Origin of the sequence: Streptococcus parasanguinis, from assembly GCF_031582885.1 — a bacterium.
Lineage (GTDB): Bacteria > Bacillota > Bacilli > Lactobacillales > Streptococcaceae > Streptococcus > Streptococcus parasanguinis_M.
Map to the genome: position 1 here is coordinate 789503 of NZ_CP133988.1, position 25237 is coordinate 814739.

A 25237-nucleotide genomic window follows, 5' to 3' on the forward strand; every position below is an offset into this window, starting at 1 on the left:
GACAAAGCTCGCTTTTTCTGTTATGAAAGAAATAACTTATTTTCTAGTTTTTAGATAAATCATCTCTCCAAATATCCTTGACGGTCACATCCCCCCAATTCTTTGGGCTGAAGCGACTAGAGTAGATGGAGGTCCAATCTTTCAGGACTTTATTGCGGAGGACATCATCTTCTTCCTTGCGAATGCCTTCAATAGTCTTTCCATGCTCTGCCAGAAAGGCTTCCACTTGAGACTGTTGATAATATCTCACGCTATTCTCATCCTGATACCACATATAGCGTTCTATTTTTTTATTTGTTACACTATATGTATAACTTACATTTATTGTATTTTTTGTCTCAGGGAGTTTTATTCTCATAAAAATAAAAACTTCAGGTGCTCTATAATTCGAAAAATAAAATTGATAACCTAATTTCCCAATGTTTCTAGGCAAGGATGATGCTGTGTATTCAACACTATGTTTATAAACATCCTTTGAATCATTATCCGTAATATGGATATCATTTAAATTATTAAACACACTTTTACGCCATAAAAATTCAATATTCTGGTAATCACTCTTCTCATAATATATTTCATCAAAAATATTATGTATTCGCTGATGCTTATAGTACTGAAAACCACCAAAAGATAAACACAAGGCTATAAAAATTGAAATAAGTAGTAGTCTTTTTTTCATCCTTCTTCTCACACGCATCCATTCTTCTGTCAATTTACAGTTTTTTCAAGTTTACCGATCCACCACTCGCGCTTTAAAGTGGGCTGGCTTATCCTCTACATTGGTGATTGCGAATCTCCACGTTTTCCGAAAGCACCATAAATTCTCCAACCTAAAAGAAAGAGAATTACAGCTAGCGAACAGAACACTATTTGATGGAACAAATGTTCTAGAACAGTTTTTTTCATTTGTTCTACAACTGCATATAATCGCTTTTTAGCTTTCTCCGAACGTTGTTCCCAAACGGTCACTGAAGAACCTGTGCTACTTTCAATCACAGCTTGATTCTCAGCTGCTAATTTCAAATATCTCCCAGCATGACGAAGCCGTTTCTCTCCATTCAACCAACTAATTTCAACACGCTTGTCTCCTTGTAATCGATTATTATAACTGATGGATACCGCCTTATTCTCAGGGGAAATCTTACTTTCAATTTGACTATAGTCGTCCACCACATAGATAAGGCCGATGTTATGTCCATTTTCTTTCGATGTTACTAAATGAATATGCTCATCAAGAGAATGCCAATCCTGATCACTTTTATCTTGAATCCATTGAACCATACTGCTGTTCACATCCATCTTAGAAAATGAAATATATTGGTAGATCGGCTTCAAAATGAACAATAAAAAATAAACAAGCAAAACGAGTGAACAAAAGATAAATTTGTTTTTATTTTTCATTTACTTCTCCTCAATAAGATCATTTTTATCATGAATAATACTTAATAAGAAACGATTAAAAGTATACATTGGATCTCTTCCCCAATGTTCATATACTTCTGGATTTTCTTTAATTTTTGACTCAAGTGTTAACCATTTATCTTGTAAATGTAAAATTCCTTCATCATAATTCCCATTTCCTAAATTAACAACAAATTCGCGTGCTCTTGATTTAGTCTGCGACTCTACCTCATCATAATATTCACTTACAGTTTCAACGTAATCTCTGTTGTTTTTTATTCTATAATAAATATTCACTGCATCAAGATCAGCTTTATAATCGTCATTTCCCATACTTGGAGGAGCTCCGTTAGCACCTGCCACATCACCAAGATAACCTGCTCTCTCATTTAATATTCCGAATATAGTATCTGCTACTTCTTCCATTGGAGATTCATTAAAATAAGTGGAAATAACCGCATTTTGATGAGTATAATCGGCTTTACCACCAAATCTATCTAACATTTCTTCCAGTTGTTCTTTTTGTTGAGTATCTAATTCGTTAAAACTACTTATACCAAATATTGTATCTGCTGCTATGTTTAGTTTTTCTTCAACAATTTCTTTTGAATCACTTTCCTTTATTGCAACTAATCCCGAATACTTATGTTGATTCACTAACGCTTTTTTTATTAAATCAATTTTAGGATCTTTAAAACCAAGGTTATTCATCTCTTTTACAAAGTGTTCTTCTGCTTTTTGTGATGGTAATCCTGCAGTATAATACCATGAAATTCCTGAATAGGAGATTTCAGCCATTAACCGAATAAATTCTATGTTGGCTTTTTTTGCTCCATATTTATTTCTTAATTTTTCATACAAATCATATATTATTTTTGATTCAGTCTCATTAAAACCATAAGCAACTTGTAGAGTATTTATAAATCGTCCTTCTGAAAAAGATAAACTCTTATCAATTGGATTTAAGTCATGATTCTTAAGTGTAGTATTCTTCATTTTATCAAACCAAGTCATGTCTACACCGTCTACATAATAGTTACCATTATTATCGACAATAATCTTACTTAGCTGTGTTGCTCCCTGGATTGCTAAGGATAAAACTTGTAGGCTATCACTGAAATATTGAGAAACCTGCAACACAAACCATTCTAACTTCTCAATTTTGTCTTTTAGTTCGTCAATCCCCATTTGTAATTGGTATTCCAACTCATGTAAGGCATTATTTTTTGAAAAATGATTTCCCAAATTTCCATTTCCTAAAGCACCTATTATACTCCGAAGTTTTTCGTTTTCCCTTATCTGTGATTTTACTTCTGCTAACTGTTTTTCTCTTGTATCTTTCTGAGTTTTCAAATCATCTAAATCTAACTCGCCAAAACCTGAAATGACGGCATCTGCGTTCTTATATGATGTTAACTCTGTCTGAATGTCATCTATAGCTGATTGAAGTTTTTTTATTGATGGAATGATGATCTCTGAAAATAGATTTTTCCCTGAAGTGTATGCTGCACCCTGTAATTTACCTGATTCAAGGACAGAAATTAAATGATCGCTACCACTAGAGAGTCTATCTGTTATTTCATTTGCAATCTCAATATTACTATTCATTGCCTCAATCAATGAACTTGACTCTGAAGAACTATACTTTATTCCCATGGTAGGCTATTCCTTTCATGTATTAACTTTTCTTTTTTTATGTCTATATCTTTTAACAATTTACTTGCTTCATAATCAAAGCCGTCAAGTTGATTATTCACATATTGTTCAACTTTCAATTCTAGCTCTCTCGTTTCTTGGATGAATCTTTGATTTTGTAGATTTACTGATAATCTTTGTTCTGCATTAATAGAAATATTTCTAAATTGCTCTATAAAATTCTCCAAAGATTGTTCACGACGTTTTTTCAAATTGCGAAGTTCATCTTCTTCGTGTTCAAGTTGAACTATTTGGTGAAATAGTCTATCTCTCTCTTTTTCATTAATGTCTTGTTTCACTAGACTTAACTCCTCCAACGTTGAGCCTGCTCAATATCTCTTTTTTCCATTGTTTCAGCAATTTGAGGAAATTTATTGGCCTGAATTAAAACAGCTTCGCTAAACTTTCCAACTGCTTCAAGCATTTGATTGGTCACTTCCTTACCATTTTCCATCCCTGTAATACCAGAAGAATAACTAAACTCTACTTGTTTGTTGTCTTTCTGAGATACATCTAAACCAAGTAATTCACCAATAGCAGCCTGAGCTTCTATTGGACTGGACTTAATTTGAACTTTATCCATAATACGTTCCTCCTCTAACAATTCATAATAAGTTCTATCTTATCATACTTTTTAGGAAAAGACATTTTAATTCCATGTAGAAGAGATACGAATGCTATAGCAAAAAGCCCAACCAGACAAATCTTCAAAGAAAAATTTCAGATCGAAGATAAAGTCTTCTTAAAAACTTTCCTTAGGTGAGTACGGACGTCAGCGAACTTCTTTGAAGTTCCATGACTTAGTTTTGGACCTAAGGTTCCAAAACTCCCGAGTGCTAGAAACAATAGTGTTTCTAGCACTTTTCTCACGGCGGAAAGTTTCAGGAAATATTTGAATGGTTCTTATAATTGAAATCAATTCTATTTCTTTTTAGATTTCCTTAGATGATTTTTTGTAAAAACAGATTGTCTACGTTCCCCCATTTCCAAGAGGAAAATTTTTTTATCTTTTTTGGTTGACAAATGTAAATCTTAGGAGTAGAATAGCATCATAAGATTTACAAATGTAGATTTAGAAAGGAGAAGCCATGCAAATTTCCAATGCGGAATGGCGTATCATGAAGATTATCTGGATGGAAGGCAAGCAGACCAGTACGGATTTGATTGCAGTCTTGTCCGAGCGCTTTGACTGGTCCAAGTCGACCATCAAGACCCTCTTGACGCGCTTGGTAGAAAAGGGGTGCTTGACTAGAGAAAAATCTGGTAAAGCCTTTGTCTATTCGGCTCTGTTGACGCAGGACCAGAGTTTAGACATAGTTGTTGAGGATGTGAAAGGCAAGGTTTGTTCGAAAAGGATTGTCCAGGTGCTTGAAAACTTGATTCAGGCGAGTGACTTTACGCTAGCAGATCTTAATCAGCTGCAGCAGGTCCTCGAAGAAAAGAAAGCAGAGGCTGTCGCAACAGTCCCTTGCAATTGTATGTAGTAGAAAGAAGGAAATTCCATGTTTGGATTGTTAATTAGTATTGTTTGTTTACTTGTGGTTGCTTTTATTGCTTGGTGGTTCTTTGCAGAGCATGAAAAGGTAAGCGACCACGCTCGTCAGAAATCAGGTTATCAAGAAATTGAAGTCGAAGTCATGGGGGGCTATTCGCCTGAAACCATTGTCCTGAAAAAGAATGTTCCAGCCCGGATCATCTTTAATCGCAAGGATCCATCTTCATGTCTGGATCAAGTGATCTTTCCAGACTTTGGGGTGCATGAAGCTTTGCCTTTGGGTGAAAAACATGTCATTGAAATTACGCCAGAAAAAGCGGGCGAATATGGTTATTCATGTGGTATGAACATGATGCATGGTCACATGATTGTGGAATAAAGGAGTAGGTATGGCAGAAAAACAAAAAGCAGTTGTGGAAAACGGAGTGCAAAAGATCCGTATTACAGCAGAAAAGGGCTATAGTCCCAAAGAATTTCAACTTCAAAAAGGGATTCCTGCTGAAATCACCTTCCATCGGGTCAATCCATCCGGCTGTTACAAGGAGATTTTGTTTGAAGATCAGGGAATTTTAGAACCTTTGGAAGTTGGTGTGGATAAGGTCATTTCCTTTACCCCAACAGAAACAGGGGACTTTGAGTTCTCTTGTGGAATGAAGATGCAAAAGGGTTCCTACACGGTTGTGGAAAAACGCCGTCGTGTCTTGAGTTTGCTGGATCGTTTTTGGATCACCAGTATCTTCACCTTGCCGTTATTGATCTTGATGATTGGGATGGTAGCAGGTTTTGTGTCGCATCCAGTTAGTCACTGGGGGACCTTTATCGCGACAACGCCGATTATGCTAGTGGCAGGTGTGCCGTTTATCAAGAGTGCCTGGGCCTCATTTAAGAAGCACCATTCCAATATGGATACCTTGGTAGCTCTTGGAACCCTGGTAGCCTATGTCTATAGTGTATTTGCCCTTTTTACTGGTCAGCCAGTATACTTTGAGGCTGCGGGTTTTATCATCTTCTTTATCCTCTTAGGGCAAATCTTTGAGGAACGGATGCGTAACAATGCCTCCGAGGCTGTGGAAAAGTTGTTGGATTTGCAGGCAAAAACGGCTCAAGTTCTCCGTGATGGGAACTATGTCGAGGTGGCGGCAGAAGATATCCAAATTGATGACTTGATTCGGGTCCGTCCTGGGGAAAAGATCGCGGTTGATGGGACGATTGTAGAAGGAAGTACGACCATTGATGAGTCGATGGTGACAGGTGAAAGCTTGCCTGTGGAAAAATCAGTTGGTGATGCAGTTATCGGCTCCACTATCAACAGCAATGGGACCATTCTCTTTAAGGCTGAAAAAGTCGGTAGTGAGACCCTCTTATCTCAAATTGTGGACTTTGTCAAAATGGCCCAATCCAGTCGTGCTCCTATTCAAGATTTGACGGATAAGATTTCAGGTATCTTTGTTCCAGTGGTGACGATTTTGGCCATTGCGACTTTCTGGGTTTGGTCCGTGCTTCTGGGTGCGTCGCTTCAAGAGGCCATGCTCTACGCAGTCTCTGTCCTCATTATTGCCTGTCCTTGTGCCCTTGGTTTAGCAACCCCAACAGCTCTGATGGTCGGAACCGGCCGTAGTGCCAAGATGGGGGTTCTGATTAAAAATGGAACAGTTCTTCAAGAAGTGCAAAAGATTCAAACCGTTGTGTTTGATAAGACAGGGACTATTACCATTGGCCAACCACTTGTAACCGATGTTGTAGGAGATGAAGCGCGTGTCTTGACACTGGCTGCTAGTCTTGAAACTTTTTCAGAACATCCCCTAGCGCAAGCGGTCTTATCACGAGCAGAAGAAAAAGGTTTGGTGCTAATCCCTGTGGAAAACTTCCAAGCGATCGAAGGAAAAGGGGTCCAAGGTCAGATCGACCAGCAGTTGGTGACCTTGGGAAATGGCAAACTTCATGACGGGACAGCGATGGATCCGGAGCTTGAAAAACGGATGGTAGAGTTGCAAGAGCAGGCCAAAACAGTGATCAGTTTGTCTGTGGATGGGCAAGTGATAGGCTTGATTGCCATTCAAGATGCTCCGAAGGCCAGCTCAAAAGAAGCGATCAAAAAGCTCAAAGAACGGGGCTTGAAAACGGTCATGTTAACAGGGGATAATGAACGGGTGGCCCAAGCTATTGCTAAGCAAGTGGGCATTGATACCGTGATCGCTGATGTGCTCCCTCAAGAAAAAGCCAGCGCCATCCAAAAACTGCAAGAAAGCAGTAAGGTAGCCTTTGTGGGAGATGGGATCAATGATGCTCCAGCTCTTTCGATCGCCGATGTCGGAATTGCTATGGGATCTGGAACGGATATTGCGATCGAGTCCGGTGGCATCGTGCTCACGCAAAATGATTTGCTTGGAGTTGTGCGCGCCTTTGACATGAGTCAAAAGACCTTCCGTCGCATCTTACTCAATCTCTTCTGGGCCTCTATCTACAATATCCTTGGGATTCCAATTGCTGCTGGAGTCTTTGTAGGACTGGGATTGACCCTCAATCCAGAACTAGCAGGTCTTGCTATGGCCCTTAGTTCTGTGTCTGTTTTGACTAGCTCGCTGCTTCTCAATGTCGCGAAAATAGATTAACGAAAATAAGAAGTGGTACAAAATTCTGTATCACTCTTTTTCTCTTTTCCTTAGAGCGACGAGGGAAAAGAGGGAGTATGAAATTATAGTAAAATACCCTATTGTAGGATAGTTTGTGAAAATTTCTCAAAAAGAGCATCTGTTATGGAATAGGGATTGAGCATCTCTGAGCAGATCCTTATACATGTGAATCTCTTTGTGATAAATTAATACTGTAATCGTTTTGTAAATCGTTTTCATGAGAAAAGTCAGAAAAAACTCATTTTCAAGGCGAGATGATCGCAAAGATGAAGTAGAAGCGCTATGCTGCATTTTAAGGGATCAAAATAGAATTAAAGGAGAGTTAGAATGACTCAAGGGAAAATTACTGCATCTGCAGCAATGCTTAATGTATTGAAAACATGGGGTGTAGATACGATCTACGGTATCCCATCTGGAACACTTAGCTCACTGATGGACGCTTTGGCTGAAGACAAAGATATCCGTTTCTTGCAAGTTCGTCACGAAGAAACTGGTGCTCTTGCAGCGGTTATGCAAGCTAAATTTGGTGGCTCTATCGGGGTTGCAGTTGGTTCAGGTGGACCTGGTGCGACTCACTTGATCAATGGTGTTTACGATGCAGCGATGGATAACACTCCATTCCTTGCTATCCTTGGATCACGTCCAGTTAACGAATTGAACTTGGATGCCTTCCAAGAATTGAACCAAAACCCAATGTACAACGGTATCGCTGTTTACAACAAACGTGTAGCTTACGCAGAACAATTACCAAAAGTAATCGACGAAGCTTGCCGTGCTGCCGTTTCTAAAAAAGGTCCAGCCGTTGTTGAAATTCCAGTAAACTTTGGTTTCCAAGAAATCGACGAAAACTCTTACTACGGATCAGGTTCTTATGAACGTCACTTTATCGCTCCTGCCTTGAACGAAGTGGAAATCGATAAAGCAGTTGAAATTTTGAACAATGCTGAACGCCCAGTGATCTACGCTGGTTTCGGTGGAGTTGGTGCGGGTGATGTGATCACTGAATTGTCTCGTAAAATTAAAGCACCAATCATTACAACTGGTAAAAACTTTGAAGCGTTTGAATGGAACTATGAAGGTTTGACAGGTTCTGCTTACCGTGTTGGTTGGAAACCAGCCAACGAAGTAGTCTTTGAAGCTGACACCGTTCTCTTCTTAGGTTCAAACTTCCCATTTGCTGAAGTTTACGAAGCCTTCAAAAACACTGAAAAATTCATCCAAGTAGATATCGACCCTTACAAACTTGGTAAACGCCATGCCCTTGATGCTTCAATCCTTGGGGATGCTGGTCAAGCAGCACAAGCCATCCTTGATAAAGTAAACCCAGTTGAGTCTACTCCATGGTGGCGTGCAAACGTGAAGAATAACCAAAACTGGCGCGACTACATGAACAAACTCGAAGGTAAAACTGAGGGTGAATTGCAATTGTATCAAGTTTACAATGCTATTAACAAATACGCTGACGAAGATGCTATCTACTCAATCGACGTCGGTGACACTACTCAAACATCTACTCGTCACCTTCACATGACACCTAAGAACATGTGGCGTACATCTCCACTCTTTGCGACAATGGGGATCGCCCTTCCTGGTGGTATTGCTGCTAAGAAAGACAATCCAGATCGCCAAGTATGGAACATCATGGGTGACGGTGCATTCAACATGTGCTACCCAGACGTTATCACAAACGTTCAATACGATCTTCCAGTTATCAACGTTGTCTTCTCAAATGGTAAATATGCCTTCATCAAGGACAAATACGAAGACACAAACAAACACTTGTTTGGTTGTGACTTCCCTAATGCTGACTATGCGAAAATCGCTGAAGCTCAAGGTGCTGTAGGATTCACTGTAAACCGTATCGAAGACATCGACGCAGTCGTTGCTGAAGCTGTTAAATTGAACAAAGAAGGTAAGACAGTTGTCATCGATGCTCGCATCACGCAACACCGTCCACTTCCAGTAGAAGTTCTTGAGTTGGATCCAAAACAACACTCAGAAGAAGCCATCAAAGCCTTCAAGGAAAAATACGAAGCAGAAGAACTCGTACCATTCCGTCTCTTCTTGGAAGAAGAAGGGTTGCAATCACGCGCAATCAAATAATCCTGCTCGTCGAAAATCAAATGTAAATATTGTAGATTATATTCTTTGATTTTGTAGAGAGAAACTTAAAAGATCGGAGCAATCCGGTCTTTTTATGGAGGATAGTAAATGAATTTAAATCAGTTAGATATCATCGTTTCAAATATTCCCCAGGTCTGTGCTGACTTGGAGCATATTTTGGATAAAAAAGCCGATTATGTTGACGACAGTTTTGCTCAGTTCACGATTGGCAGTCACTGTCTCATGTTGTCTCAAAATCATTTGGTTCCTTTGGAAAACTTTCAGTCAGGAATCATTCTTCATATCGAGGTTGAGGATGTAGACCAGAACTACAAACGGTTGAAAGAGCTTGGTATCCAAGTTTTAAACGGTCCAGTTGTAACCGATTGGGGAACCGAAAGCCTGCTAGTTGAAGGCCCAGCTGGTTTAGTGATTGATTTTTATCGTATGAAATAGGTAATTATATTATCAAAAAATTTAAACGTTCTTGGAGTGGAACTTAAAAAGATCGGAGCCATCCGGTCTTTTTATGTTCCCAAGTGTCGGAGTTACCTTAGAATAGTATCAGTTTTTCATAGGATCTTGTAGGATTTTTTGGAAAGAGAAAGGTATAATAGAACTATCAAATCAAGTGAGGTAGAGAGATGACCGACAAACTTCAATTTCCAGATGGTTTCCTTTGGGGTGGTGCGACGGCTGCTAACCAGTGTGAGGGAGCTTATAATGAAGACGGCCGTGGCTTGGCCAATGTGGATGTGGTGCCGATTGGGCCTGATCGGCACGCCATTATTACAGGTCAGAAAAAGATGTTCGATTTTGAAGAGGGCTATTTTTATCCGGCTAAGGATGGCATTGATATGTACCATCGCTACAAGGAAGACATTGCGCTCTTTGGGGAAATGGGCTTTAAAACCTATCGTTTGTCCATTGCCTGGTCTCGGATCTTTCCTAAAGGAGATGAACTAGAGCCGAATGAAGCAGGTCTACAGTTCTATGAAGACCTCTTTAAGGAGTGCCATAAGTATGGCATTGAACCCTTGGTGACCATTACCCACTTTGACTGTCCCATGCATTTGATTACTGAGTATGGAGGTTGGCGTAGTCGCAAGATGTTGGAATGTTATGAACGTCTCTGCCGGACCCTCTTCACTCGCTACAAGGGCTTGGTCAAATACTGGCTAACCTTTAATGAGATCAATATGATCCTCCATGCGCCTTTTATGGGAGCGGGTCTCTGCTTTGAAGAAGGGGAGAATGAGGAGCAAATCAAATACCAGGCGGCTCACCATGAGTTGGTCGCTTCAGCCATTGCCACCAAGCTAGCCCATGAGATTGATCCTAACAATAAGGTCGGCTGTATGCTAGCAGCAGGGCAAAACTATCCGCATACCTGTGCTCCACGAGATGTCTGGGCTGGTCTAGAAGAAGACCGCAAGAACTATTTCTTCATCGATGTGCAGGCGCGTGGGGAATACCCTAACTATGCTAAGAAAGAGTGGGAACGTCATGGAATCACGGTTGAGATGACGGAGCAGGACCTTCAATTGTTGAAAGATCATACAGTGGACTTTATTTCCTTCTCCTACTATGCCAGTCGGGTCGCTTCAGGGGATCCAGCTGAAAGTGAGAAAACAGCGGGTAATATTTTTGCCTCTCTGAAGAACCCCTACCTAGAAAGCTCAGAATGGGGTTGGCAGATTGACCCTCTTGGGCTCCGCATTACCCTCAACACCATCTGGGATCGTTATCAAAAGCCTATGTTTATTGTAGAAAATGGACTAGGCGCCGTTGATACCCCAAATGAAGCCGGGGAGATTGAGGATGACTACCGGATTGATTACCTCGCAGCCCATGTCAAGGCCATGCGGGATGCCATCCACGAAGATGGTGTTGTCCTCTGGGGCTATACAACTTGGGGCTGTATTGACCTCGTCTCTGCCGGGACAGGAGAAATGAAGAAGCGCTACGGCTTTATCTATGTCGATCGGGACAACGAAGGTAAGGGAAGCTTGGATCGCTCCCGTAAGAAATCCTTCTATTGGTACAAAGAAGTCATTGCGACCAATGGGGCTTCTGTAGAATAAAAGTTTTCGGTACTTGCTGGCCGACTCTCTCCTATAAACGAAAAAGCTTAGAATCCCAACCACAAGCTGGGGTCCTAAGCTTTTTGTATGTAGTTAAGCCAAGTCATTATGGATTTACTGGTCGTAATCTAAGACATTGTTCTCGATGACAAACTTAGATTCAGCGGAAATGTTGGCTGCTCCTAGTTGCAACTGTGAACTTCCGTCTGGCTTCATGATGTGCCACTGACCGTCCTTGTGGGCAAAGATGGCCTCAAATGTGACGTTATTGCTCTTGTCTCGAATGGGTAGAACAAATGCTTGATCTGTATTCTCTAAAAGGATTTCTTCCTTTTTTTCAAAGTTATAGATATAAAATTGCCCAGTTCTTTGTCCCAAACCATGGACTTCATCGACTTTTTGCCAATTCTCAAAATTATTCCGAACAAGGGATTCATTATAAATCTTGTTGAAGGTTTCGTTGCGTTTCTTCGTTTCTTCCTCGTCTAGTGTTTTCTGAAACTCTGCAACCTTTTTAGTCGTTTGAATGGTTTGTCTGTTTTGCTCCCTGATTTGCTGGCGGTGGATGACTCGCATCATTCTTGCAGCAACGCCCAAGATGACAAGGATGGATACAAGACTGATTTTAGTTTTAGCATTATTTTTCATAGATGAGTCTCCCTATTGTGTCATTGGTCCTATTATACCCTTAGAAAGAAAGGATCGTCAAGTTCATCTTGTGATGACCTAACATGCAGATCTAGCTGGGGACAATAGAATTTTATCAGATTTTCATTGACGAAGGTCCCTTTATTTGATAGGCTAGGGGAATAGAACTGATTTCGCAAGAAAAGAAAAAAGGAGTGAGGCAAGTGGCACGGATTTTATTAATCGAGGATAATAATGATATCCAAGAAATTTTATACAGTCTCTTAAGTGAAGACCATGAGGTCCTTCAGGCTTTTTCAGGTACAGAAGGGCTGCGGCTCTTCCAGCAAGAAGCTGTTGATTTGGTCCTTCTGGATATCATGCTTCCAGGGAAGAATGGGGACCAGGTCCTGGAGGAGATCCGTTTGCAGAGTCAGACACCGGTTATCATGATGACGGCTCTTGGAGACAAACACCTCATTAGCCAGTATCTCCTTGCAGGTGCCAATGATTATATTGTCAAACCCTTTAATCTGGACGAAGTGGCCGCTCGGGTGACGGTGCAGTTGAGAAATCAACCGACGGTAGCAAAGGAAGCTCAATCGTCGCAAAAGCTATCCTTTAAGAATTTGGTCTTAAATCCAGAAACCTTTGAACTGGAGTCCGGCGAACAGACGCTTCGCTTGGGCAAAAAAGAATTTCAAATTTTTGAGACCTTGCTGGCGCATCCAAAGAAGATTTTTACCAAGGAAGAATTGTATGAGGCGGTCTGGGAAGAAGTCTATCTGCCTGGTGACAATACCCTCAATGCCCAACTGAGCAATCTCCGAAAGAAAATTGCCCAGCTTGATCCAGATGAGGACTATATTGAAACGGTCTGGGGCTTGGGTGTTCGCTTGAAAGGAGACAAGTAATGTGGGTTTTAGTTCTAATTCTTGTCGTCCTTGTCCTTTTCTTGGGTTTGGGCTATGCTCGCTTGCTTTCTGCCTTAAAGGATTTGCAGGAGCAGATTCAAAAGAAACTTCAAAGCGGAAGTGGGGTACGGCTGACCTCTCAGCTCTCAAAAAAAGAATTGGTCGCCTTGACCAAGCAGGTCAGTGATCTCTTTGACCAGATCGAGCGGACCAATCGGATTGCCTTTCAAGAGAAAAAGACCTTGGATATGGCCATCAGTAATATTGCTCACGATATCCGGACGCCTTTGACCATTGCATCAGGCTATACCCAACAAATCATCAAAGGAGGGACGCAGGAAGAGGAAAAGCTGAAGAAAATTGCTTCCAATCTTCAAGTCGTCTCAAAACGCCTGGAATCTCTCTTGGAATACAGACGCTTGATGGAGGGAGCTATTCAGCCTCGGATTTCAGACGTTAATCTCAGCCAAGTCCTGACCCAGCAGTTGTTCCAGTATTATGATAGCTTGTCTGAGGCGGGGATTACCTTAGAGGTAGAGCTAGAAGAGCATCTTCATTATGCTACGGATCCAGAGCTCTGGGAGCGCCTCTTGCAAAATATGCTCAGCAATGTCCTCAAACATGGAAAGGAGCAGGCGCGTTTGACCTTGATGTCGGATGCAGACACGATTCGGGTCGAGCTGCGCAATATTGTGCAACAACCGATTCAGCATTTAGACCAATTGGCTAGTCGCTTCTACTCAGAAAATCTATCGGATACAGAAGAGTCATCTGGCTTGGGTCTCTATATCATTCAAAATTTTGTAGAGATCTTAGGCGGGGACTTACAACTGGCAACGGAGGCAGACTGGTTTATTTTGACCATTACACTAAGAAAAAAGGCTTGAGCATTGCTCAAGCCTTTTTGTTATAAATCTTTGTGTTTAAAAGTAGCCAGTCCTAGGAAGCCGAAAACAAGGATGAATCCAAGGGCGATCGAGAGGGTGTTGGTTGTTGCTGTGGTGCTCTGTACCAAGGAATATTGGAATTCCAAGTTTAGATAGTGGAGAATGTCAATATCTTTAAAGAAAAGTGCAGGCAGGCTTAAGAGGATATTTCCAATGAAGTAGCCAACGAAGGCTAGGGTGATGGATTGGCTAGCGTAGAGGAGGAAGGAAATGATGCTGACCCAAGCCAAGGTGGAGAGGAACTGAATCAGCACGGTCAGTCCAAAATGAGCCAAGAAGTGTTCTGGCATGGTGCCAAGTCCATTGTAGAGGGTCGCGATCAAGAAGACGAGACCATAAGAAACAAGAAATTGAAAGAGAGCAATGGTCAGGACAACGGCGCTTTTGGCAAAGTAGTAGCTGGTACGCGAAACACCATAGGCCAGGCTATTCTTGTATAAGTTTTGCGTTAAGTCTGTTCCCAGGACCAAGGTGATGACAATAATGGTAAAGAGGATAGTCACACTGATGCTGGAAGAGTAGTTGGTCAAAGCTTTAAAGCCTGTCCAAACTTCGGTCGCTTGGGGCAATTTGGATTCCGTATTGACGCCGACGTGGCCAGTAGCTCCAAAGATGACTCCAGACAGGATGTTGAGAACGAGAATGGCTTCTGTAATCCAAAAACCTTTGGAGCGAAAAAGTCTGTAAAAATCTGCTTGAATGGTATGCAACATGATAAATCTCCTAAATGAAATAAGTGGGATAAGTAATGCAAGACGGTGGGTTGACTAGTCTACCAAGTCCGTAAAGAATTTTTCCAGATCTTGGCGGGCATAGTAGATTTCATCCACGTCAATATCCGCTTGAACGAGGGCTTTGACAATGACTTTAATATCGTGAGTCTGGCCGAAGATATGGATTTCTCCATCCTTATCGATGACTTTGATACGGTGATGGAGTTGATCCTGGATCAGTTGACTGGCAAGGGCTAGCTGGCTAGTCTTGAGGATGATGTAATCTTCTCCTTGTTCTTCGAATTCAGCCTTGCTAATTTCTTTAATCAGGCGTCCTTGGTCGACAATACCAAAACGATTGGCAACCAGATAAAGTTCGGACAGGATGTGACTGGAAATGAGGATGGTCATGCCGAGTTCATCGTTGAGGCGCTTGATCATCTGACGGAATTCCTTGATTCCAACAGGATCGAGACCATTGATGGGTTCATCCAAAATGAGGAAGTCGGGCTTGGCAATCAGCGCAATCGCAATTCCCAACCGTTGTTTCATCCCGAGTGAAAAATCACGGAATTTCTTCTTACCCGTATTATTCAGGCCAACATAGTTCAAGGTTTCTTTGATGACCTGGTCGGGATTGGGGATATGGCGAGCCTTGCAATAGTAGACTAAGTTTTGGTAGGCGGTCATATGCTTGTGGGCCACGGGACTCTCAATGACAGATCCGACCCGTTTCAGGGCTTGTGTCCACTGGGAGCGATTTCTAGAAGCAAAGAGGGAGACGCTTCCGTCAGTTTCTTGAATCAGCTGGGTGATGACCTTGATGAGGGTGGTTTTCCCTGCCCCGTTCTTACCGATCAGGCCGTAGACGTCGCCTTTGCGAATAGTGAGATTCACATCATTTAAGGCGTATTGATGACCAAATTTTTTACTCAAATGGGAAATTTCTAATACTTTTTCCATGGTTTTCTCCTTCGTCCAAATGACTAGTTGTTTTCTTTACACTCTTAGTATACAGCTTGCTTTTCAAATAACTATCAAGCAATTCTCAAATATTTCTAAAAAAAGAGAGTGGGACAGAAATCGGTAATTCGTTAGAATTCGATTTCGTCGTCCCACCTCCGCACAGTTGAGTAGGGCTGTAAAAGCTGATGAAATCAGCGTAGTAGAGCCCACTCAACCACTGCGTCTTGCTCGACAATCCAAAAATAATTGAGAGGCTAGGACTTTTGTCCCAGCCTCTTCATTTTAAAACCCAGCGACAAACTCCTTGATGGCTTGCGCGAGTTCATAGGGTTTCTCGGTATTGAGTAGATGGCCTCCGTCTGCGATTTCTTGATAGCGGCCTTTGGGCAGGAGCTTGGCCAATTTTTTAGAAGAAGATTGATTGGCCCAATCTTTGCTACCACAAATCACCAAGCTAGGAAGAGGGCAAACTTTAACGGTATCGGTTAAATTGAGCCCTTTTAATTCGGTCAAGATTTGAAGCATCTGTTGTTTATTGGCATCTTGTTTTTCAAAGACATGCTTGGGAAGCAGACGAAAAAGGAGAATCTGGAGCCGATAGAGGGGATTGGTGTTGAGTTTGTATTGAGTTCCCGCAAGGACCAAGCCCTTGAGTTGCGGGAAGTCTTGTCTGGAGAGATCCAGAGCGAGCACGCCACCTAGTGAGAGTCCTACCAGAATAAAGGGTTCGCTTTCTTGCTGGAGGCGCTCCATCAACCTTTCTTTGACTTCCTGATAGCTTTCTTTTGGATGGGAGAAAATATCAAAAGTTTTGGAGTGCAAGGGTGAAAGTGCAAATTGGACTCCTTGCCAAGAGAGGACATCTTGTCCTAGTCCATGTAAAAAAATTAGTTTCATCAGGAATCCTTTCTTGGAAAATCGAGTTCGTAGAGACCACGAAGAGCATTGCAGGCATAAATACGATCAGCGTCTGTTAAATCGTTCAGAGTTAAGAGTTTTTCTTCAACTTGCTGGGTCTCAAGAAGATGGCGCCGATAAATGCCATCGAGTAAGGGGAGGTGAGCTGGTGGGGTATAGAGTTGTCCCTCTATCTCCAGCACCAGATTGCCAATCGTCGTCTCCAGTAAGGTTCCATCTGGCAGATGGAAAATTTGCTCGTGATTTGACTGGCTGAGATGGTCTCTCTGACTCGTTTTGAAATAAGTAAATGGCGTCGCTAAATCAAGCTTCTGCTCGGTCAGTTGGGCCTGTAGATAGCTAGCTGGCAAGTCTGTCAGCTCCGTGATTACTAGGTGAAAGGTCCCGTTTTTGTGCAAGGCGATCCGACAACGATAGTCAAGGTTGGACTCCAAACGAGCAAGCTCTTCTTGAAGTTCTTTCAGAAGTTTGGGTTCATCATAAGGATAGGCAAAGTAGCGACTAGCCTCTCTCAAACGGGTTAGGTGTTGCTCCAGGAAGGTCAGCTCTCCTTTGTGGATGCGGCCAGTCGTCAAAAGCTCAAAGCGAGGCTCTTGACGGTAGAGAACAGCAGACTTTTGCTTGGTTTCCTGGTATTCACTTTCCCATTTACTGTCCCAAGTGATGCCTCCTCCCACACCATAGATGGCTTGATTACCTTGCATTTGAAGGGTTCGGATGGCTACATTAAAAATCCGTTTCCCTTTTGGAAGAAGGATGCCGATCGTTCCACAGTAGACACCTCGAGGAGCCTTCTCTGTCTTGTGGATGATTTCCATAGTGGAGATCTTCGGTGCTCCTGTAATCGAGCCACAAGGAAAGAGAGCTCGGAAGGTTTGGACCAGGTCGACTTCGGGACGTAAGCGGCTTTCAATGGTCGAGGTCATCTGCCAAACGGTGGAGTATTGCTCGACTTGGCAAAGACGGGTTACCTGCTCACTTCCAATCTCCGAAATCCGGTTCATGTCATTGCGGAGGAGGTCGACGATCATCATGTTTTCTGCTCGATTTTTCGGATCAGCTTTTAGCCAAGCAGACTCTTGAAGATCCTCTTGGTTTGTGAGACCACGACGCGTCGTTCCCTTCATAGGGCGCGTGGTCAGTAGCCGGTCGTCTTGCTCAAAAAAGAGCTCAGGGCTGATGGAGAGGATGGAGACATCATCGTGCTGGATGAAGGCATTGTAATGGGCTTTCTGCTCTACCACCAAGCGATTGTAGATAGCCAAAGGATCTGCTTTTAGCTCTTGAGAAAGCTGGACGGTGTAGTTGACCTGGTAGGTGTCACCCTGGCGGATATGGTGATGAATCGTCTTGATGGCTTCTTGATAAGCAGGTGCCTCTACCTCTTCCTTCCAATTGGCTGGAAGATCCACAGCTTCATAGTCCTCTGGAAAAGGAAGAGTTTCGACCTCCTCGTGGATCGTAAAATAGAGGAGATACTCTCCCATAAGAGGTGCTGGATGGACAGCAAACTTCTTCTCAAAAGCAGGAGCAGCCTCATAGCTGACATAGCCGACTGCATAAAAGCCTTTCTCCTGGTAGGCTTCGACTTCTCTAAGAAGAGCCTCTACCTGGTCGAGGTTTCTAGTTTTTAATTCCTTTATAGGCTTGGTGAAAAGGTAGCGCAATCCAAGCTCTTTAAAATCAATAATCGTTTGTTTATGCATGCTTTGAGTATATCAAAAATAGAGGAAAAAAGGTAGATAAGGATGTAAGATTCCTTGCTTGGCCTTCCCTTTCGTGCTAAAATAACCATAGAAACTGCTTTGGGTAAGGAGTAGGACCATGCAAAAGAATCCCCTCTATAACACCTCTAGTATCAGCTTTTTTCAATACCTCTTTGCGATTGCAGTGATTTTGGTGCATAGTGGTCGCTTGACCTCCTATGAGCCACTGCATTTTGGTCTTAAGAGTATGCTCGGCCGGCTAGCGGTGCCATTTTTTATCGTCTGTGCCAGCTTTTTCCTCAAGCAATCACTAGGGAATTCTCAGAAAATGAAGGCCTATCTGGTCAAAATCGTAAAAACCTATTTGTTTTGGAGTTTTGTTTACCTTCCTTATACCTGGCTCTTTTTCTCTAGTCTCCATCTTCCTGTTTATCTCTTTCCAGCAGGAATCTTGATTGCTCTGGTCTACTTGGGAATGTGCTACCAACTCTGGTATATTCCTGCTTTTTTACTGGGCTTGTTTTTGGTCAATCAATTGGTCAAACGCCTAGGTATGGTTTGGACGGGGGTGATCACTTTTCTTCTTTACTGCGGGGGCTTGATCGAGACCTATTCGGCTTATCTGGACACCACAAGTCTTCTTAAGGGTTACCAGCTCTACAGCAATTTATTTTTTACAGCGCGAAATGGTCTCTTTTACACGCCCATTTTTATCTATATGGGTTATTATCTGTATGACCATTTTCATGCACAAACTTTTAGAATTCACCGTTGGCAAAAGCTAGCACTTGCCTTTGGTTTGCTCTGCCTCGAAGGCATCATCATTTTTCAACACGAAGGAATTGATAAGAACTTTTTCTTTCTTCTTCCCTTTGTGACCGTTTATTTGGTCAATGCCTGCCTGCGATCGTCCTTTTTGAAAAGCTATGATTTACAGTATTTAAAGCAAATGAGTATAGCCCTTTACTTTTCGCATCCGATCTTTATCGAGTGGGCTCGCTATGGCTTTAGCAGCCTCCCTCTCTCTTATCCAGACAGGGGCAAGCTGATTTTTGTGACTGCCTTGTTTGGCAGCCACCTCTTTGGACTAGCCATGCTGTGGGTACGAGAGAGAAGGGAAAAACAAAAGATTCCTTCAAATGGTGAAGAGTTAGATAAAATAACCAACCAATAGTAGGGTGTACAAAACTCAAGCAGATGTGTTTGAGTTTTTTTGTATAAAGAAAATCAAGGAAGAATAAGAATTGGCAGACTGCTCCTCCTTGTTTATAAATGTTTTATTTTCTTGCCCTTGGATAGAAGAAAGGGGAAATCAGTACCAGATAGTGATTTATAATATAGACATCATTGCAAATAATGTCTATATTATTGAATAGTGATGATTTAATTTGAAAAGCAAAGGATATTTTAAAAAATAAGTGATAAAATTAAAGGGAGGGCCTTTTGGAAGGCTAACAAAAGTAAAGGAGATAAGACATGAAAAAGCTTCGTTCATTATGGAAAGACTTTTTGAAAAAAGGTTTTGCCATTTTAACAATTTTCATGATGCTAGGCCAGCTTGGTCAAGGGGCGATCACAGCCTTTGCCAATGAGCTAGCAGTCGGGGATAATGGGGCCTTGGATGTTACCCTTATGTATGGGGATAAACAGAACCATCCAGATGGGATGTCCTATTACACAGGGGATACCATGTCTGGTTATATCCAGATCACCCCTAAGAATTTGACAACGGATATTAATGAAGTAACGGTGACCTTGAAGGTTCCTGGAAAGTACTTACGAGAAGTTAGTTTCCCTGACTTCAATAGTGCTTCAGAGCATGACAAACCAACGGTTACAAAAGTTGGAGATGATTATCAAGTCACACTTCACTTTAACAATTACCAAAAGTCAGAGGTCCTGACTTTACCATTTATTGGAAAATTTAAAGTCGGTTATGCACCGACCAATTATTCATTGGATATTACGGGTACCTTGAATATCAATGGTCAAGAAGCAAAACTCAATGATATCATTTGGAAACCCAAGTACAATGACTATCGCTTAACCAAGTATATCAACCAAAACTTGAACGAAGCCATGTCCAAGGACTATGCGGAAGCCATGCCTGGTGTTGTCAAAGGGGCTGACGGAAAAAATTATATTGAAACCCCATCATCTGTTCCATTTGCATTTCAATTGGAGGGAATGCAAGGACAGTATGGGGGACAATATCGTCAATTAGAATCAGTAACGCTTACCGATAAGTTGCCAACCTATACAGATAAAAATGGCAATACCCGGACAGCAGTTTTAGATACAGCTAAGTCTGAAGGTTGGGTAGATAATGGAGATGGCACCGTTTCTAAGACGTTTACAGCAGATGCAAACGGTAATCCAGCAGCTTATCACCAAGAATTCATGGCAAAAATCAAGAATACAAGTTACCTTTACTTGAAGTTTCCTGATTTAGTTTTGGAAAAGGACCAGACTCTCAAAGACGTCCTTAGTAAGGATTTGACAAACTCAGGAAGTATTGTGGGAATTCCTGCCAATCGTGGAGAGGGAGAACCGGATATTACAGCTGAAGATTCTCTTATTTTCCGCTTGACCTCTCGTGACCTGGAAGGGGCTGGAAGTTTTGCCAAAAAAGCAGATGGTGATGTCTATGATTCAACTGAATACAAGGCAGCAAACTATAAATGGATCATCGCTTTTGATAATAAAACTCCTTCGACACAAAAGAATTTTGTTTTCTATGATGAGACAGTGGACTCTCGGTTAAAATTCACCAAGATTGATTACGCTCGTCTTATGCAAGGAAATTACGGTATTGGTGAGTATATTAGCAAATATGTGAAACGCATCATCCTTACTTTAGAAGATGGTAGTCAAAAAGAAGTTCAGCCAGAAACCGATAAAGACGGCAATGGTTTTATCGACTTAACCAAGTATGGAACCGTTGTCGGTTGGCGGATGGAAATGAAGGATGATTTTGTCCTAAAATCTGGTCAAGGAATTCGCCTCAATACCTATACAAGCTTCAAAGATCCAGAGAAGACTCGTTACGATGAAAATGATGCGACCAAGAATGAATTCAAGAATACAGGTCGTGTCACTTATCAAACACAATCAAATATTGCTAAAGACCAAACATCAGATTGGACCTTTAAGCTGATTCCTTTGAAGGAAAGCTTTGAGATTTCAAAAACGACGGATTACAATGATGTTCGTTATACTGATGGAGAAAATATTCGTTTTGGTTTGATGGCAACGAAAGTAGTTTTAGATCCTGATAAGGATTATGGAGACCTGCGAATCATTGATCTGTATGATCCAAATACCCTTAAAGTCGACTATAAAGATTTTGAGAGAAACCTTGCCTCTAATGAAAAAGGTATGAAATTCTTAAAGAGTTACGATGTCATTGAAAACTATCACAACTCTGGACGGACAGCTCTCATCATGCATTTGGATCAAAAAGAGTTTATTAAGGCTTCTCTTAAAGATCTTAATCGCGTGCGTCTACCATTTATCGTGGCCGATCTGAAAGGGAAAGACGATGGTGGGACTTTCACCAATAAAGTTTATGTCGCTGGAAACGGCATCCACGATCTTGAAAATGCCAACCCTGATCGGGTAACGGAAGACGTTTACGACCTAAATGGTAATGGTTCAACAACGGATAAAATTCCATATGCGGAATCAAACTATACGATTGTTGCGGCTGAAGGAATCTATGCACGCAAATATATCGCTAAAAACGATGACCTGTCAGACGCTTCGATTGTGACACGTACCTTCAAACCAGGTGAAACCTTTAACTACAAACTCACCATTAAAAATAATACGGATAAGGCAGTAGAAGACGGAGTCGTCTATGATGTCCTACCAAAAGTAAAAGACGTTAACACACTAGACGGATCTGGTCGGATGACAGAATACACGGTCAGCCTTCGTAGACCAGTGACAGCTCCAGAAGGATGGACGGTCTACTATACAACTGATACAGGCGTTACGACAGATACCATGGCGCAAGCTGCTGACAAGGATATCTGGACGACAGCTGTGGCTGATTACAGTCAAGTAACAGGAATCAAGTTAGTTGCAAATGCTGGTACTACGATTCCTGCGCGTGGAGAAGCCAGCTTTGGTGTCCCAGTTGTAAATCCAAGTGAATTGACTGATGAAGTCAAGGCTTTGATGCAAAAACGCACCAAAGATAATGAAGATAACGGCGGTCGTTCTGGTCTTGTTCAAGCCCATAACCAGTTTGGTTACAAGGCGAAAGGTCATGAAGGAAATCGTGAGTCTAATACCGTAACTGCACAAATCTTCTCGGCTGCTTTCCACGTCAAGAAGGTGGACAAGGATGATCCTAAGAAAGTTCTTGAAGGTGCTGAATTTACCTTAACTGATGCAAATGGTGCGGTTGTTGCGACGGCCACTTCTGATAAAAAAGGGGAACTTTCCTTTAACACCTTAACAGAAGGAACCTATACGCTCAAAGAAACCAAAGCACCTGCAAACTATAAGTTGGATGAAACAGAACATGCCGTGGTTGTTACCTATGATGCGGACAAACAAATCTACCACGTCACGGTGGATGGAAAAGCGGTTGGCTCAAAAGCAGTCCCAGTTGAGATCGCTAATGAAGCAGATATCAAGTATCTCGATCTTGAAGCTTCAAAAGTTTGGGATGACCAAGACAACCAAGAAGGGCTTCGCCCAGCAAGTGTGGACTTCCAACTCTATAAGAATGGCAAGGCTCAAGGAAAACCAGTCACGGTTTCAGCCGCAACAGACTGGAAAGCTCACTTTACGAATCTTCCAGATAAAGACAGTGATGGCAAGCTCAATACCTACACTGTTAAAGAAGTGAAAGTTCCGACTCATTATACGGTCGATACAGAGGAAGCCAGCTTCACAGATGGAAAAGCCACCATCACCAACAAGCGTACTCCTGAGACAACGACTGTTACAGTCAAGAAAGTCTGGGATGATGCACAAAACCAAGATGGTCTTCGCCCATCTACCATCAAAGTTCACCTCTTGGCAAATGGAACAGAGGTGCAAGCACTTGACCTGACTGGTGAAGGAGATGAATGGACTCATACCTTCACAGACCTACCAGTCTATAAAGATGGTCAAAAAGTTGTCTACACAGTGACAGAAGACAAAGTGGACAATTACACTACTAAGATTGATGGAACGACGATTACCAATACTTACAAACCAGGTAAGACAAGCCTTACTGTTACGAAAAACTGGAAGGATGCCAATAACCAAGATGGCCTTCGTCCAAAAACAATCAAGGTTCAATTGTATGCTGGTGATCAAAAGGTTGGTAAGGCTGTTGAATTGTCAGCAGATAACAAATGGACCCATACCTTCTCGAACCTAGACGAGAAGAAAGCTGGCCAAGTTATCAACTATACAGTCAAAGAAATTGATGTTCCAGAAGGCTATACACAAGCCGTCGAAGCAAGCAACCCAGGTCAAGTAGTCGTGACCAACACGCACGAACCAGAAAAGACCAAAGTAGAAGTGAGCAAGAAGTGGGAAGATGGAGACGACCAAGATGGTCTCCGTCCAGCCAGCATTCAAGTTCAATTATACAAAGATGGCTTTGCGACGGATCAAGTGGTAGAACTTTCAGCCGCGAATGACTGGAAAGGTGCATTTGAAAACCTTGATGCCAAGGCAGCTGGAAAAGCCATCACTTATACGGTGAAAGAAGTCACTGTTCCAGATGGTTACAAGGTGACGGTAAATGATAAGGACAAAGCTAATATCGTCTTGACCAATACGCATGAACCAGCTTTGACAGAGATGAAAGTCACGAAGAAATGGGAAGATGCCAATGACCAAGATGGTCTTCGTCCAAAATCGATCAAGGTTCAACTCTATGCTGGTGATGAAAAAGTAGGAGATCCAGTGGAGTTGTCAGCGGACAATCAGTGGACTCATACCTTTAGCAAGTTAGCTGAAAAGAAAGCTGGTCAAGCTATCAGCTACCGTGTGGAAGAAGTCGCTGTTCCTGAAGGCTACCAAGTATCTGCTGATACTTCTGACGCTGCTCACACGATCTTGACCAATACCCATACGCCAGAAGTAATCGATATTCCAGTGACCAAGATCTGGAATGACCAAGACAATCAAGATGGTCTTCGTCCAGCAAGTATCGTGGTGAATCTTCTTGCCAATGGTGAAAAAGTTGCTCAAAAAGAACTCACGAATGCGACAGATTGGAAAGAAAGCTTCACAGCTCTACCAAAATTCAAGGATGGAAAAGAAATCGTCTATACTCTTCAAGAAGAGAAGGTAGCTGAATATACGACTACAATTGATCAGGCTGCTTATACCATTACCAATACCCATGCACCTGGTAAGACAAGCGTCACGGTCACTAAGAAGTGGGATGATGAGAATGACAAGGATGGAATTCGTCCGAAGAGTATTCGCATTCAACTCTATGCCAATGATCAAAAAGTCGGTCAAGAAGTAGAATTGTCAGCTGAAAACAAGTGGACCCATACCTTTGCAGATTTAGATGAAAAAGCAAATGGAAACACCATCACTTATACAGTGAGAGAAGTCAGTGTTCCAAAGGGCTATGAAGCTCGTAACGACGAGGATGGTAAAGGAAATGTTGTGATTACTAACAAGCATGTTCCAAAAGAAACTCCAAAACAACCAACTCCTCCAAGTTCATCTGAACCAAAGAAACCGGGTCAACCTGAACCTAAAAAACCAAGCCAACCAGAGCCGAAGAAACCAGGCAAGATCTTAGGATTCTTACCAAATACGGGTACGACCATCTCTATTATTAGCCTAGTTTTAGCCTTTTTCTTGGCAAGCATTGCAGCTTATATTTTGAAGAAAAAGAAAAAATAAGCTAGTGCTTCCTTTATAATATGAACAAACACCAGAGATGGTGTTTGTTCATATTAAAGACAAAGTCATCTTAGAAACTTTCCATAGGTGAGTGCGGACGTCAGCGAACTTCGAAGAAGTTCCATGACTAATTATTGAGCCTAAGGTCTCAATAATTCC

The 25237-nt window shown here is 41.9% G+C and carries 20 protein-coding genes; 10 read left to right on the forward strand and 10 right to left on the reverse strand.

Going from position 1 to position 25237, the window contains the following annotated elements:
* Positions 1-43: 43 nt before the first annotated feature.
* From RDV49_RS03765 to RDV49_RS03785, 5 genes are all read right to left on the reverse strand, one after another.
* Positions 44-679, reverse strand: a complete 636-nt coding sequence (locus RDV49_RS03765) for a TipC family immunity protein (protein ID WP_003008757.1) — start codon at positions 677-679, stop codon at positions 44-46.
* Between the two features lie 95 nt (positions 680-774).
* Positions 775-1401: a hypothetical protein gene (locus tag RDV49_RS03770; RefSeq protein WP_003008755.1), complete on the reverse strand. Its 627-nt coding sequence runs from the start codon at positions 1399-1401 to the stop codon at positions 775-777.
* Positions 1402-3057, reverse strand: coding sequence for an LXG domain-containing protein (locus RDV49_RS03775; RefSeq protein ID WP_003008753.1), 1656 nt, complete (start codon positions 3055-3057; stop codon positions 1402-1404).
* The gene (locus tag RDV49_RS03780) at positions 3048-3395 is read right to left on the reverse strand and encodes a cingulin (RefSeq protein WP_155106223.1); all 348 of its coding nucleotides are present in this window, start codon (positions 3393-3395) and stop codon (positions 3048-3050) included. The genes RDV49_RS03775 and RDV49_RS03780 overlap by 10 nt, the downstream gene beginning before the upstream one ends.
* Positions 3396-3400: 5 nt before the next feature.
* Complete coding sequence (locus RDV49_RS03785) at positions 3401-3679, reverse strand: hypothetical protein (RefSeq protein ID WP_003008749.1); 279 nt, start codon at positions 3677-3679, stop codon at positions 3401-3403.
* Positions 3680-4184: 505 nt separating this feature from the next.
* Between RDV49_RS03785 and RDV49_RS03790 the strand changes: the two genes are divergently transcribed.
* The 6 genes from RDV49_RS03790 to RDV49_RS03815 all read left to right on the forward strand — a co-directional run bounded on the left by RDV49_RS03790 (position 4185) and on the right by RDV49_RS03815 (position 11411).
* The gene (locus RDV49_RS03790; RefSeq protein ID WP_003008747.1) at positions 4185-4580 is read left to right on the forward strand and encodes a CopY/TcrY family copper transport repressor; all 396 of its coding nucleotides are present in this window, start codon (positions 4185-4187) and stop codon (positions 4578-4580) included.
* An 18-nt stretch (positions 4581-4598) separates the two neighbouring features.
* Positions 4599-4970 carry a cupredoxin domain-containing protein gene (locus tag RDV49_RS03795; RefSeq protein ID WP_003008745.1) on the forward strand — a complete coding sequence of 124 codons (372 nt, stop codon included), beginning with the start codon at positions 4599-4601 and terminating at the stop codon, positions 4968-4970.
* Between the two features lie 10 nt (positions 4971-4980).
* A complete protein-coding gene (locus tag RDV49_RS03800; protein ID WP_037608094.1) occupies positions 4981-7203 on the forward strand; it encodes a heavy metal translocating P-type ATPase in 2223 nt (740 codons plus the stop codon).
* Between the two features lie 348 nt (positions 7204-7551).
* On the forward strand, positions 7552-9327 hold the full coding sequence (spxB, locus tag RDV49_RS03805) for a pyruvate oxidase (protein WP_003008742.1): 1776 nt from the start codon (positions 7552-7554) through the stop codon (positions 9325-9327).
* Between the two features lie 108 nt (positions 9328-9435).
* Complete coding sequence (locus RDV49_RS03810; protein WP_003008740.1) at positions 9436-9783, forward strand: VOC family protein; 348 nt, start codon at positions 9436-9438, stop codon at positions 9781-9783.
* 188 nt (positions 9784-9971) lie between these two features.
* A complete protein-coding gene (locus tag RDV49_RS03815) occupies positions 9972-11411 on the forward strand; it encodes a 6-phospho-beta-glucosidase (RefSeq protein ID WP_003008739.1) in 1440 nt (479 codons plus the stop codon).
* Between the two features lie 114 nt (positions 11412-11525).
* Here the strand turns inward: RDV49_RS03815 and RDV49_RS03820 are convergent, their stop codons facing one another.
* Positions 11526-12059: a hypothetical protein gene (locus RDV49_RS03820; RefSeq protein WP_003008737.1), complete on the reverse strand. Its 534-nt coding sequence runs from the start codon at positions 12057-12059 to the stop codon at positions 11526-11528.
* 203 nt (positions 12060-12262) lie between these two features.
* On the opposite strand from RDV49_RS03820, the gene RDV49_RS03825 reads away from it, so the two are divergent.
* Positions 12263-12952 (forward strand): response regulator transcription factor, encoded by a 690-nt coding sequence (locus tag RDV49_RS03825; protein ID WP_037608092.1) that lies wholly within the window; start codon positions 12263-12265, stop codon positions 12950-12952.
* Positions 12952-13839 carry a sensor histidine kinase gene (locus tag RDV49_RS03830; RefSeq protein ID WP_003008734.1) on the forward strand — a complete coding sequence of 296 codons (888 nt, stop codon included), beginning with the start codon at positions 12952-12954 and terminating at the stop codon, positions 13837-13839. Before RDV49_RS03825 ends, RDV49_RS03830 begins: the two co-directional genes overlap by 1 nt.
* A gap of 20 nt (positions 13840-13859) precedes the next feature.
* On the opposite strand, the gene RDV49_RS03835 is transcribed toward RDV49_RS03830, so the two are convergent.
* From RDV49_RS03835 to pabB, 4 genes are all read right to left on the reverse strand, one after another.
* Positions 13860-14612 carry an ABC transporter permease gene (locus RDV49_RS03835; RefSeq protein ID WP_003008731.1) on the reverse strand — a complete coding sequence of 251 codons (753 nt, stop codon included), beginning with the start codon at positions 14610-14612 and terminating at the stop codon, positions 13860-13862.
* Positions 14613-14666: 54 nt separating this feature from the next.
* Positions 14667-15575, reverse strand: a complete 909-nt coding sequence (locus RDV49_RS03840) for an ABC transporter ATP-binding protein (RefSeq protein WP_003008728.1) — start codon at positions 15573-15575, stop codon at positions 14667-14669.
* Between the two features lie 285 nt (positions 15576-15860).
* Positions 15861-16475 (reverse strand): alpha/beta fold hydrolase, encoded by a 615-nt coding sequence (locus RDV49_RS03845; RefSeq protein ID WP_003008726.1) that lies wholly within the window; start codon positions 16473-16475, stop codon positions 15861-15863.
* Complete coding sequence (gene pabB / locus RDV49_RS03850; RefSeq protein ID WP_003008724.1) at positions 16475-18202, reverse strand: aminodeoxychorismate synthase component I; 1728 nt, start codon at positions 18200-18202, stop codon at positions 16475-16477. The genes RDV49_RS03845 and pabB overlap by 1 nt, the downstream gene beginning before the upstream one ends.
* A gap of 118 nt (positions 18203-18320) precedes the next feature.
* Between pabB and RDV49_RS03855 the strand changes: the two genes are divergently transcribed.
* Positions 18321-19376 carry an acyltransferase family protein gene (locus RDV49_RS03855; protein ID WP_003008722.1) on the forward strand — a complete coding sequence of 352 codons (1056 nt, stop codon included), beginning with the start codon at positions 18321-18323 and terminating at the stop codon, positions 19374-19376.
* A 302-nt stretch (positions 19377-19678) separates the two neighbouring features.
* Positions 19679-25078 carry a Cna B-type domain-containing protein gene (locus RDV49_RS03860; protein ID WP_003008718.1) on the forward strand — a complete coding sequence of 1800 codons (5400 nt, stop codon included), beginning with the start codon at positions 19679-19681 and terminating at the stop codon, positions 25076-25078.
* Positions 25079-25237: the final 159 nt, after the last annotated feature.

Bases quoted from the DNA above. Each gene is read 5' to 3' on its own strand.
- pabB (WP_003008724.1), bottom strand. From the start codon at position 18,202: ATGCATAAACAAACGATTATTGATTTTAAAGAGCTTGGATTGCGCTAC.
- spxB (WP_003008742.1), top strand. From the start codon at position 7,552: ATGACTCAAGGGAAAATTACTGCATCTGCAGCAATGCTTAATGTATTG.
- RDV49_RS03815 (WP_003008739.1), top strand. From the start codon at position 9,972: ATGACCGACAAACTTCAATTTCCAGATGGTTTCCTTTGGGGTGGTGCG.
- RDV49_RS03790 (WP_003008747.1), top strand. From the start codon at position 4,185: ATGCAAATTTCCAATGCGGAATGGCGTATCATGAAGATTATCTGGATG.
- RDV49_RS03765 (WP_003008757.1), bottom strand. From the start codon at position 679: ATGAAAAAAAGACTACTACTTATTTCAATTTTTATAGCCTTGTGTTTA.
- RDV49_RS03795 (WP_003008745.1), top strand. From the start codon at position 4,599: ATGTTTGGATTGTTAATTAGTATTGTTTGTTTACTTGTGGTTGCTTTT.
- RDV49_RS03855 (WP_003008722.1), top strand. From the start codon at position 18,321: ATGCAAAAGAATCCCCTCTATAACACCTCTAGTATCAGCTTTTTTCAA.
- RDV49_RS03830 (WP_003008734.1), top strand. From the start codon at position 12,952: ATGTGGGTTTTAGTTCTAATTCTTGTCGTCCTTGTCCTTTTCTTGGGT.
- RDV49_RS03775 (WP_003008753.1), bottom strand. From the start codon at position 3,057: ATGGGAATAAAGTATAGTTCTTCAGAGTCAAGTTCATTGATTGAGGCA.
- RDV49_RS03800 (WP_037608094.1), top strand. From the start codon at position 4,981: ATGGCAGAAAAACAAAAAGCAGTTGTGGAAAACGGAGTGCAAAAGATC.
- RDV49_RS03860 (WP_003008718.1), top strand. From the start codon at position 19,679: ATGAAAAAGCTTCGTTCATTATGGAAAGACTTTTTGAAAAAAGGTTTT.
- RDV49_RS03785 (WP_003008749.1), bottom strand. From the start codon at position 3,679: ATGGATAAAGTTCAAATTAAGTCCAGTCCAATAGAAGCTCAGGCTGCT.
- RDV49_RS03820 (WP_003008737.1), bottom strand. From the start codon at position 12,059: ATGAAAAATAATGCTAAAACTAAAATCAGTCTTGTATCCATCCTTGTC.
- RDV49_RS03840 (WP_003008728.1), bottom strand. From the start codon at position 15,575: ATGGAAAAAGTATTAGAAATTTCCCATTTGAGTAAAAAATTTGGTCAT.
- RDV49_RS03835 (WP_003008731.1), bottom strand. From the start codon at position 14,612: ATGTTGCATACCATTCAAGCAGATTTTTACAGACTTTTTCGCTCCAAA.
- RDV49_RS03810 (WP_003008740.1), top strand. From the start codon at position 9,436: ATGAATTTAAATCAGTTAGATATCATCGTTTCAAATATTCCCCAGGTC.
- RDV49_RS03845 (WP_003008726.1), bottom strand. From the start codon at position 16,475: ATGAAACTAATTTTTTTACATGGACTAGGACAAGATGTCCTCTCTTGG.
- RDV49_RS03770 (WP_003008755.1), bottom strand. From the start codon at position 1,401: ATGAAAAATAAAAACAAATTTATCTTTTGTTCACTCGTTTTGCTTGTT.